Origin of the sequence: Mesorhizobium sp. M7D.F.Ca.US.004.03.1.1, assembly GCF_003998635.1 — a bacterium.
Taxonomy (GTDB): domain Bacteria; phylum Pseudomonadota; class Alphaproteobacteria; order Rhizobiales; family Rhizobiaceae; genus Mesorhizobium; species Mesorhizobium loti.
Genome location: NZ_RZQG01000124.1, coordinates 1 through 10,299 on the forward strand (window position 1 = coordinate 1; position 10,299 = coordinate 10,299).

Consider the following 10,299-nt stretch of genomic DNA (forward strand, 5'->3'; position numbering starts at 1 on the left):
GCGCCAGCACGGCCGCGGCCAGAAGGGCTGCGTTGGTGGCCCCGGCCTTGCCGATGGCCAGCGTTCCCACGGGAATCCCGGCCGGCATCTGGACGATGGACAGCAGCGAATCCTGCCCGGAAAGCGCCTTCGATTCCACCGGCACGCCGAACACCGGCAGCGGCGTCATCGCCGCCGTCATGCCGGGCAGATGCGCCGCACCGCCGGCGCCGGCGATGATCACCTTGTAGCCGGCCGCCTTGGCGCCCTTGGCGAAATCATAGAGCCGGTCTGGCGTGCGATGCGCGGAGATGATCAGCCGCTTGTGCGGGATGCCCAGTGCTTCCAGCGTTTCGGCGGCATGGCGCATCGTCGCCCAGTCGGACTGGCTGCCCATGATGATGGCGACGTCGGCGCGCTGATCGTCCAAGTCTGTGTTCCCCGGCGACAAAGGCGCGCCTTAGCGGAATTCGCGCGAAGCCGCAAGGATAGGCGGCCGCCGCAGCGGTTTGTTGAGACGCAAACCAGCCTATACCGCCGCCTTGCGGAAGCGAGCGACGAAGTCGTCGAGTTCTGGCCGCTCCATGTCGGAGATCGCCCAGTAGGAGAAGGCGCCGTCGCTCCAGTGCACCAGCGAAAAGCCGCCCGACGAGAGATCGGCCGGCTCAATGGTGCTGCCGCCCTGCTGCGGCTCGGCGACCAGCGTGATCAGGTGCTCGCGGTGGCGGTAGACCAGCGCCGGCACCGGCCGGTCTGATATCACCTCGACCCGACCGCCGATGAGTGTGTAGCCGTCCTGTGCGAGGTCGGGCGCCGGCGGCGACACGCCGATCCGGGCGTCGAGCCATGGCTTGACCGTGTGGCGGTCGGACGAGACGATGTCGATCGGGCTGGCGGCAAGCAGGCTGCGGCGATGTCCGCTGGCGACTCCAGCTGCGAAACTATCGGACGCGTTGTCGACCATCACCCATTGCGTCGCCCCGCTGGCCAGCACCGCACTGACCACGATCGACGCAGCCAGAGCGCGCCAGTCGAACGAGCCGAAGCGGCGCGCCCTTGGCAGCGCCCGCGTCTGCGACGGACGTGTCTCGGCGTTTCGTCTCTGGCCGCCCCCGACCGGTGCACCCGCGATCAGTCCCGGTTGCGGCGGCGGTGTACCCCGCAGCGGCCCGGCCGCTTCGTCCTGCGTCGGTACGTCTTGCACCGGACGTGCCGTGGCTGTCGCACCAAGTGCGGCGATGCGCGCCCGAAAGGCGTCGCTGACATCGGGGCGCGGCAAACGGCCGAGTGCGCCCCGCAAGGCAATGATGCGGGCATGTTCGGCGGCAAGCTGCGGGTCGGCGGCGATGCGCCGCTCGACCGCGAGTGCGGCTGCCGCGTCGAGTTCGCCATCGACGAGGGCATGGATCATCAGCCTGATGCCCTCGGGATCGTTGGGCAGTCCGTCGTCATGCATGGTCATGGCGCTCTCCCCAGTGCAGATACAAGCAGGCCGCGAGCCCGCGCCAGCCGTGACATCACGGTGCCAATCGGTACCCCCAGCATGGCCGCTATCTCGCGGTAGCTGAGGCCGTTGATGTCGCGCAGCACCAGCGTCTCGCGGAATGGCGGCGGCAGTGCTGCGATTGCCGCCTCAAGGGCTGCCGTATCGGCCCTGGCGATCAGGCTCGCTTCCGGGCCATCCTCGTCGGGCAGGCTGGTGCCGTGTGCCGCCGCCATCTCGTCGAGATCGCCGAGGTCACCGACTGCGAGGATGCCGCGCGACCGGTTGCGCGACATCCAGGTGTAGGCGGTGTTGCGCACGATGGTCAGCAGCCAGGCGCGGGCATTGCCGCCGGCATAGCCTGATATGCCGGCATGCGCTTTCACGCAGGCTTCCTGCACCACATCCTCGGCGTCGGCGGCGTTGCCGGTCAACCAGCGGGCGAGCGCAAGCGCATCACCGAGATGGGGCAGCACCACCTCGCCGAAGCGCTCGGCCAAGGCCTTCTCGCTCAACACCACAGCATGATCCGGCACTCCGGGCAGGATTTGCCGCGCCCGCTCAGGGAGCGACGGTGATTTTGCCCTGCATATGCGGGTGAAGCCCGCAGAAATAGGCAAAGTCGCCTGCTTTGGTGAAGGTGAATTCATAAGTGTCACCGGTGTCAAGCGCCTTGGAGCGGAAGGAGGAATCGCTGGCGACGACCAGATGCGGAATATCGTCGTCGTTTCTGAAGGTCACCGTGGTGCCGGGCTTGACCGTCAGCACCGGCGGCGTGAAGGCAAAATTCTCGATTTTGACCATCGGCGCATCGGCCGCGCGCAGCGGCTGGCAGTTCGCCGTGGTCAAGGTGAAGGCGGCGAGGATCGCGGCCATGTGCCGGGCCGGAAGGCGTATGCAAAGCATGTTGATTTCCTTTGCTGTTCCGGCTCAAGCCAGCGTCGAGTCGATGATGGCGAGATCCTGCCCGCCTTGCTTCACGGTGACGCTGCTGGTGCCGAGCAGGCCGCGCAGCTGTCCGGCCGGCACTGTCATCGGCCCGGGCGAGGCGGCGGTGCCTGGCGCCGGCTGCGGGAAGGCGGTCGAGCGCGCGGTGTGGAAGGTGACGTTGCCTTCCACTTTCTGCATGATCTGGTGGATGTGGCCGTTGAGCACGGTGACCGAGCCGAAGCGCTTGAGCAGGCCGAGCGCCTGTGCCGCGTCGTCGGTGCCCCAGCCCCATTCGGGATAGACGGCCCATAGTGGGATGTGAGCGAAGACGACGATCGGCGTCGAGGCGCTGACCGCTTTCAGATCATCCGCCAGCCACGCCAGCTGCTCAGGCCCGAGATTGCCGAGCCCACCCGCCTTGAGGTTGACGACATTGACCAGCGCCACGAAATGCACGCCGTTCTGGTCGAACGAATACCAGCCGGCACCCCTGGTGCCCTTGCCGTAGCGGTCGAGATAGGCCTTGCCATTGCCGTCGTCGATCAGATCGTGCTCGCCCGGCACGTAGTGCACGTCGAAGCCGGCGCCGCCGATGATCTCAGCCGCATTGTCGAATTGTGCGGGCTTGGACAGATGGGTGATGTCGCCGGTATGGATCATGAAAGCCGGCTTTTGCGGCAGCGCCTGGATCTTGCCCATCGCTTCCTTCAGCGTGTCGATGGCATGCGGGTTGGCCGCCTTGTCGAAGCCGATGTGGCTGTCGGATATCTGCAGGAAGGTGAAGCCCGTGGCCATGGCTTCGGCAGCTTGTGCGGCGCCGAGCAGGTTGAGCGACACCGGTATGCCGCCTGAAATCGTCCACAGCACGCCGGTGCCGGCCCAGATCATGCATTCCAGCGCATGGCGGCGGCTGATGTGCCCGTTCTCGTCGTCGTGATGATGGGTCATGTCGGTCTCCTCAACGCCAGGAGTGGCGTATGCTGAGGAGACCCGGGACGGCGGCGGTTTATTCCCGGCTGGTGCGAGTCCAGCCGTTCACGGTCGCGTGATCGCGCGTGCCGATTGCGACCGGCGCATTTCAGGCAGTGGCCTGCTGGCGTTTCAATCCGGCCAGCGCAAGGCGCCGGACGAATCCTTGTTAGGCATCTTCATGGCATTGGCGGGCCGCTCGGCCGCGGTCAGTATGGCGCGCAGGCGTTCGGCGACAATCTCGGCCTCGCCGGGATGAAGATTGCAGGGGTCGAGGAAGAAATGGCCGCGCTCCACTTCGTGGTTGCGTACGATGATCGGCGGCGAGCCGGCGGCCAGCGCCGAGGTGAGACCGGCCGCGGTGAACCGGCTTTCGGGGAGTACAAAAATCTGCAACCGATCGAGAGGGTTGGCGGTCGGGTCGGGAATGATCTGCGCAATGATGCCCGGCAGCCCCTGCACCGTGTCCTTCCACAAATTGAGTGCTGCCTCTTCGCGGCGGCGGATGCCGGCATGGTCGCGTTTTTCCCAGGCTTCCAGTGCGGCCATGGTGCCGGCGATGCTTTCCTTGCCGACCTTCATGGCGCGCGCGACGCCGCGGTTCTGCAGATAGGCGGCTCGAACCAGATCCTTGCGCCCGGTGACGATGCCGCTGGTCGGCCCACTCAGGAATTTGTGGCCGCTGTAAATGACAATGTCGGCGCCGCGCGCGAGGAAGCCGCGCAGGTCATATTCGGAAGCCGCATCGACAATCACCGGAACGCCCCTGGCGTGGCAGATCTCGCAGAATTCCTCCAGCGACAGCATGCCATACTGCACGGTGTGGTGGGCGACGACATAGAGGCCCGCCGCCGTGCGGTCACGGATTGCGTCGCGGACGTGATAGTCCTGCGTCACGCTGACCGTGCCGGCCGGCACGACCTTGGCACCCGCCAGCCGGACCGACTGGTCGATCGGCGCGCCGTAGTTGACGATGTGGCCGAGCTGGACGATCACCTCCGATTTTAGGCCTTCTGTGTCGTCCGGCAGGCGTTCGATGGCAAGCAGGTTGGTTCCTGTCATCGCCCCGGCGATCGCCATGGTGATGCCGCTGGCGCAGCAAGCAGTGATGAAACCGGCCTCGCCGCCGGTGAGGCGCGCGACGATCGTGCTTGCGGCACGCTGCAGATCGTCCATCTCCACCCATTGCGAGGCCATTTCCGCCATGGCGCTGATCGCTTCCGGGACGATGATCGACGCGCCGAGCGCCGTCATCGTGCCGGAGACGTTGATGATCGGGCGAAGGCCGAGCCGTTCGCGAATCGTGGTGTTGGAGCCGTCGGCGGAATAGGTTTTCATTTCTGCGGTTCCCATTTTCTCGAGAGGTCAGGAGGCGATCTCGACGACCGCCTCGATTTCAACGGTGATGTTTCCAGGCAAGGAGCCGACGCCGATCGCCGAGCGGGCATGGCCGCCGATACTGTCGAACACATCGGCGAACAGATCGGAACAGCCATTGACCACCTTCGGGTGGTCGCTGAAGGTCGGTATCGCGTTGACGAAGCCGAGCAGCTTGACGATGCGCACGATCCGGCCAAGGTCGCCAGTGGCCGCGTGCATGACGGCGAGCAGATTGAGGCCGGTGAGGCGGGCATGGCCATAGGCCTGCTCGACGGTGACATCGTCTCCCACCTTGCCGGTGAACAGCGTGCCGTCTGTCCGCAGCGGTCCCTGGCCGGACAGGAAGATCAGCCGGCCGCTTTCGGCATGGGTGACGAAATTGGCGATTGGGGTCGGCGGCTCGGGCAGCGTCAGGCCCAACGCGGCGAGCCGGATATAAGGCGTCATGAAAGAAGGCTCCTTGCGACAGCTTTTGCTGTCTCGTTCTAGAAATGCGAGGCGCGGAAGCGTGCCAGGAAGGTGCGCAGGCGCTCGTTGTCGGTGTCCGCCGCCAGGATTTCGCTAGGTGGACCCGCCGCGCTGACGCCGCCATCGGCCATGAAGATGATGCGGCTCGAGGCATCACGGGCAAAGGCCATTTCGTGCGTGACCATCACCATCGTCATGCCGTCCTCGGCCAGGCTGCGCACAACCTCGAGCACCTCGCCGACCAGTTCCGGGTCGAGCGCGGAGGTTATCTCGTCGAGAAGCAGGATCTTCGGCCCCATGGCCACGGCACGGGCAATGCCGACACGCTGCTGCTGGCCGCCGGACAGTTCGGCGGGCAGGCTGTCGGCCTTGTGGGCGAGGCCGACCCGACCGAGCCAGTGGTCGGCGATGGTGCGGGCCTCCGCACGGCTCTTGCCGCGCACCTTGGTGAGGCCGAGCATGATGTTGCCGGCGGCCGTCAGGTGCGGAAAGAGGTTGAAGCTCTGGAACACCATGCCGGTCTCGGCGCGCATCGTGGCGAGGTCGCGTTCGCCGCGGCGCTGGCGGGCTCCTGTTTCGCGAAAGCCGACCTCCTTGCCGTCGATGCGGATCGAACCGCTGTCATAGCTTTCGAGGAAGTTGACGCAGCGCAATAGCGTGGTCTTGCCACTGCCCGATGGGCCGATGACCGTCACCACTTCGCCGCGCGCCACCCGCAGGCTGACCGAACGCAAGACCTGGACGGTTCCAAAGGATTTGGAAACATCGGTGACATCGAGAAGGGCCGGGATGTTGGTCGAGCTGGTGGACATCTTGCTATTCCCGGATGAAGGAGAAACGCCGCTCTAGCCGCCGGCTGGCCAGCGAAAGCGCGTAGTTGACCGCGAAGTAGATGAGCGCGCCGAGAACATAGAGCGGCATGGCTTCGTAGGTGCGGCCGATGACCTGGTTGATGGCCTGCATCAGGTCGGTGATGCCGAGCAGCGACACCAGCGCGCTGCCCTTGACCGCGTCGGTGACGCCGTTGATCCAGGGCGGCAGGAAGCGCCTGAACGCCTGTGGGAAGATGACGTAGGCGAGCCGCTGGCGAAAGGTCAGTCCGATCGCCATGGCCGCCTCGGATTGCCCTCTCGGAATGGAGCCGACCGCACCCCTGAGATATTCGACCACCTGCGCCGTCTTGAACAGGGTCAGCGCCAGCACCGCTGCCCAGAAGGATGGCAGATGAAGCCCGACCGCAGGCAGGCCGTAGTAGACAAAGAAGATGAGCACCAGGATCGGGATGCCGCGAATGGTGTCGCTGAAGATGCGCACGGCCCATTGCAACGGTATGGGGCCATAGACGAGGCCGACACCCATGATCACGCCAGCGATCAGTGAAAACACCACGACCAGCAGGGACACCCACAGTGTCAGGGCAAAGCCCTGGGCGAGGAAAGGCAAGGCATAGGCGATCTGGGTGAGCATGTCAGCGCGCCGCCCTGAACCGGCGCTCGACAAGGCGAAGCGCGAAAAGCAGGATGTAGCCGGTCACCAGATACATCGCGGTGACCACGAGATAGACCTCGACGATGCGGAAGGTGTTGAAGTTGATCCACTGGGCGCCATAGGTCAGCTCCGGCACCGAGATGACCGACGCGATGGACGTGTCCTTGAACAGCGATATGAAGGTGTTGGACAGCGCCGGCAGCGTGATGCGCAGCATGGTCGGCAGGCGCACGTTGAGCAGCCTTTGCCACGGCGTCAGGCCGATTGCCTTGCCGGCATCCAGCTGTCCGCGCGGAACGGCTTCGAGCCCGGAGCGGAACACCTCGACCAGATAGGCGCCGCTGTAGAGCGACAGCGTCACGACAAACGAGGTCGGCGCGCTGTAGGCGATATCGACCACCGTCGGCAGGCCGTAGAAGACGAGATAGACGAGCAGGATCAGCGGCACGTTGCGGATGAATTCGACATAGGCGGCGATGATGGTGCGCACGATGCGTCCGGCAGACACGTACCAGACCGCCAGAACCAGGCCGATGACGATGCCGATGGCGATCGATATGACGGCAAGCTCGAGACTGAGCAGCAGGCCGCCCCAAAGCTTGTCGAAGTGCCGCCAGATCAGGTTGAAATTAAGGGCATAGCCCATGCGTCCGCCTTAAAGGCTTGTTGATATTCAGGTGATGCCGGCCTGCAAACGCCGGCTTTCTGCGCTTCCGGTGCTCACGTACTTTAAGTACGCTCCGCTCCGGTTCTCGAAAACCACCGTTTTCGACTCGGCCTGGCCTGAATCTCAACAAGCCTTGGTGCCGAGGGTTGTCGGAGGTGGAAGGGCGCTGGATACGCCCTTCCGCCCGATGCAGGTCAGATGGCCGGGAAGCCGGGATGGCGCGCCGGCGGCTCCTGTCCGAAATAGTCCTTGAAGGCGGCATCGTAGAGTGCGTTTTCGTGACCGAACATGGCGATGGTGAAGGTCGCGTTGACGAAGGTCAGCCAGTCGAGGTCGCCTTGCCGCAGGGCTGCGCCATAAAGCATGCTCAGCCAGCTCTTGCCGGCGTCGAAATATTTGTCCGGATTGCGCGAGGCGAGCCAGCGCACCGTGGACAGATCGACGGCAGCGGCGTCAACGCGTTTCGATTCCAGCGCCTGCAGCACGTTGGCCTGGGTATCGATCTGCATGACCTGGCACTGGGGCAGGACCGAATGCACCTGCGCTTCGGCATCGACATTCTGCAGGATGGAGACGCGTGTTGCCGCGCCGCCGGCAAGCAGCTTGTCGAAGGTCTTGTTCTCGGCGGTCGGAAGGCTCAGCAGGGCGATGCCCTCGACGTAGTAAGGCCGGGAAAAATTGACCAGCTGCGAGCGTTGGGCGCTCATCGTCATGAACTGGATGGTGATGTCGACCTTGTTGGTGGTCACGTTGGGAATGCGCTGAGCCGGATCCTGCATGACGAATTCGACCTTGGTCGGATCGTCGAAAAGGCCCTTGGCGAGAATGCGCCCCATGGTGATGTCCATGCCGACGAGTTCGCCGGCATCATTCTCGAAGTGCCAGGGTGCGTTGGTGCTGCCGGTGCCGACGATCAGCTTGCCGCGATCGAGCACGGTGCGCAGCAAGCTGTCGGGTGCCGCCTGGGCAGCGGCCTTCTGGGCATCGACGGTTGCCAGCACGCCAGCCGTGGCCAGCCCTGCCATTCCCAATTTCAGAAAATCACGTCTTCCGGATGTGTCGTTCACGGCGACCTCCTTTCGTGTTGTGTTCCCCTTGTGCACAGGCAAGACACGCGTTGGTAATTTTGTCTCTTACAAGAGACGAGTGTACCCTGTACAAGACAGATATTAACACTAGGAATCGACAATGCAAGATGGCAATGCCTCGGCAGTTTCGGCCGGCGAGAAGATCTCGGGCTCCCGTGAAAAGGGGCTCAACCGGGTGCTCGAGATTCTGGAGTTTCTTCACACGACCCAGCGGGCGATCGGCATTGGCGACCTTGCCAAAGGCGTGAATGCGCCCCGCTCGACGACCTACACGCTGGTGCGGTCGCTGGTCGATGCGGGACTGCTGGAAATGGAAAGCGACGGCAATCGCGTCTATTTCGGCAAGAAGCTCTATCTCTATGGAATGGATTATGTGCGGGGCAACGACCTCTTGAGGCGGGGGCGCCAGGAGGTCGACAATCTGTCGCGCGAGACCGGCGAGACCTCCGAACTGTGCATGCTGCAAAGCGGGCGCTATACGATCGTCCACGCGAGTCCCGGCACCAGGCCGTTCCGCATCAGTTCCGCCACCGGCTTGCAGATACCGCTGCCCTGGACGGCCTCGGGGCGGCTGCTTCTGGCGGGACTGGAGAAGGCTGAGATCGAAGACATGGTGTCGGACGACGATCTCGTGCTGCCCGACGGGCGCAAACTGCGGCTCGACGATTTCGTCGCCGATATCGCAAAAGCGCGGATCACCGGCTATTGCGTCACTTCGGGCCTTGTCGATGCCTATACGAAGTGCCTTGCCGCGCCGGTGTTTTCAGCGCCGGGCAAGGTCGAAGCGACGATGTGCCTGGTGGTTCCCATCGATACGTCCGAGGAGCGGACCGGCGAACTCATCGGCCTGCTGCGCAACCGCGCCGCGAAGCTTTCGACCGTGGCCTAGGCGCGCCAGCCAGCCAATGCTGGTTCAGGCAATGATGTCGGGAATGATCTTGTCTTCCAGCGCCATCAGCCGGTCTTTGAGGAACAGCTTTTTCTTCTTCATGCGCTGGATCTGCAGTGGATCGCAGGCCATGGCGATCATCGCGTTGATGGCCGCATCGAAATCCGCGTGCTCCTGCTTCAGCCGGGAATATTCGAGGCGGATATCAGCCTGTTCCTGATCGGACATTATCTACCGTCTGCACGTCTGCGGCGCCCAAAAATGGGCCTGATTGGGCGGGGCCGGCGTGATTTTGCAACCGGCGCGCAGCCCATATCACATTTCACATTGTCGTGGAATGCTACCACGGATCATTCGACATCGTTGCCGGAAGGTGGCACACTGTCACCGTGCCGTCACAGAAAGCGAACCTGCGGTGGACGCGCCGTGACGGTTGCAATCGAGGAAACCATGAAAGGGAGAACCAATCATGTCTCTTGCATCCCATCTTGATGAGTTGCAGCGGAAACACGGCGACATCGAACGTGAAATCGATGACGCGATGAACCATCCATCGGTCGACGACCTCGAAATCGTGAATCTCAAGCGACGCAAGCTGGCACTCAAGGATGCGATTGAAAAACTAAGAGGGAAACCGACCACGCATTGATGCCCTGCTGACCTAGCCGCTTACGATCCGCGGCCTTTTTTCCCGGCGGTTCCCGCCGCCGGCATGGTGGGTTTTGATTTCCAGTACTGGGCTATCGGTCGAGTCTGGACTGCCATCCGTTCAATTTCCACTTCGGCCGTCGCCAGCTTTCGCCAGATTATCGATTGTTTCTGGCCCATGGCGGCGGACCGATTCCGGCCAGTGGCGACCTGTCGCCATTGACAAGCCATCTTTGCTCCTCCACCTCATGCCCGGACTTTAGCGCATCGGCCCGGAGCGCATTTTGTGCGTCCAGTTGGACGCACAAAA

General features: G+C 63.6%; 14 protein-coding genes. 2 read left to right on the top strand and 12 right to left on the bottom strand.

Going from position 1 to position 10,299, the window contains the following annotated elements; genetic code table 11:
• From purE to EN935_RS10230, 11 genes are all read right to left on the bottom strand, one after another.
• Positions 1-409, bottom strand: a 409-nt coding sequence (gene purE, locus EN935_RS10180) for a 5-(carboxyamino)imidazole ribonucleotide mutase (RefSeq protein WP_127373300.1), incomplete at its 3' end; no start/stop codon positions are given.
• Between the two features lie 99 nt (positions 410-508).
• A complete protein-coding gene (locus tag EN935_RS10185) occupies positions 509-1,441 on the bottom strand; it encodes an anti-sigma factor (protein WP_109664929.1) in 933 nt (310 codons plus the stop codon).
• Positions 1,438-1,977, bottom strand: a complete 540-nt coding sequence (locus tag EN935_RS10190) for a sigma-70 family RNA polymerase sigma factor (RefSeq protein ID WP_127262570.1) — start codon at positions 1,975-1,977, stop codon at positions 1,438-1,440. The genes EN935_RS10185 and EN935_RS10190 overlap by 4 nt, the downstream gene beginning before the upstream one ends.
• Before the next feature lie 46 nt (positions 1,978-2,023).
• The gene (locus tag EN935_RS10195; protein ID WP_245468649.1) at positions 2,024-2,368 is read right to left on the bottom strand and encodes a cupredoxin family copper-binding protein; all 345 of its coding nucleotides are present in this window, start codon (positions 2,366-2,368) and stop codon (positions 2,024-2,026) included.
• A 24-nt stretch (positions 2,369-2,392) separates the two neighbouring features.
• Positions 2,393-3,340: a metallophosphoesterase gene (locus tag EN935_RS10200; protein ID WP_109664939.1), complete on the bottom strand. Its 948-nt coding sequence runs from the start codon at positions 3,338-3,340 to the stop codon at positions 2,393-2,395.
• Positions 3,341-3,493: 153 nt separating this feature from the next.
• Positions 3,494-4,699: an aminotransferase class V-fold PLP-dependent enzyme gene (locus EN935_RS10205; RefSeq protein WP_127262569.1), complete on the bottom strand. Its 1,206-nt coding sequence runs from the start codon at positions 4,697-4,699 to the stop codon at positions 3,494-3,496.
• A 27-nt stretch (positions 4,700-4,726) separates the two neighbouring features.
• Positions 4,727-5,188 (bottom strand): RidA family protein, encoded by a 462-nt coding sequence (locus EN935_RS10210; protein WP_109664942.1) that lies wholly within the window; start codon positions 5,186-5,188, stop codon positions 4,727-4,729.
• A gap of 38 nt (positions 5,189-5,226) precedes the next feature.
• Positions 5,227-6,021 carry an amino acid ABC transporter ATP-binding protein gene (locus EN935_RS10215; protein ID WP_127262568.1) on the bottom strand — a complete coding sequence of 265 codons (795 nt, stop codon included), beginning with the start codon at positions 6,019-6,021 and terminating at the stop codon, positions 5,227-5,229.
• A gap of 4 nt (positions 6,022-6,025) precedes the next feature.
• Complete coding sequence (locus EN935_RS10220) at positions 6,026-6,676, bottom strand: amino acid ABC transporter permease (RefSeq protein ID WP_109664948.1); 651 nt, start codon at positions 6,674-6,676, stop codon at positions 6,026-6,028.
• A 1-nt stretch (position 6,677) separates the two neighbouring features.
• Positions 6,678-7,343 carry an amino acid ABC transporter permease gene (locus EN935_RS10225; protein WP_109664951.1) on the bottom strand — a complete coding sequence of 222 codons (666 nt, stop codon included), beginning with the start codon at positions 7,341-7,343 and terminating at the stop codon, positions 6,678-6,680.
• Between the two features lie 215 nt (positions 7,344-7,558).
• On the bottom strand, positions 7,559-8,431 hold the full coding sequence (locus EN935_RS10230; protein ID WP_109665470.1) for a transporter substrate-binding domain-containing protein: 873 nt from the start codon (positions 8,429-8,431) through the stop codon (positions 7,559-7,561).
• 121 nt (positions 8,432-8,552) lie between these two features.
• Here EN935_RS10230 and EN935_RS10235 point away from each other — a divergent pair, with 121 nt between their 5' ends.
• Positions 8,553-9,341 carry an IclR family transcriptional regulator gene (locus EN935_RS10235; RefSeq protein ID WP_109664954.1) on the top strand — a complete coding sequence of 263 codons (789 nt, stop codon included), beginning with the start codon at positions 8,553-8,555 and terminating at the stop codon, positions 9,339-9,341.
• 24 nt (positions 9,342-9,365) lie between these two features.
• On the opposite strand, the gene EN935_RS10240 is transcribed toward EN935_RS10235, so the two are convergent.
• Complete coding sequence (locus EN935_RS10240) at positions 9,366-9,569, bottom strand: DUF465 domain-containing protein (protein ID WP_023757446.1); 204 nt, start codon at positions 9,567-9,569, stop codon at positions 9,366-9,368.
• A gap of 241 nt (positions 9,570-9,810) precedes the next feature.
• On the opposite strand from EN935_RS10240, the gene EN935_RS10245 reads away from it, so the two are divergent.
• The gene (locus EN935_RS10245) at positions 9,811-9,990 is read left to right on the top strand and encodes a YdcH family protein (protein ID WP_056586668.1); all 180 of its coding nucleotides are present in this window, start codon (positions 9,811-9,813) and stop codon (positions 9,988-9,990) included.
• The last annotated feature ends 309 nt before the right edge of the window (positions 9,991-10,299 follow it).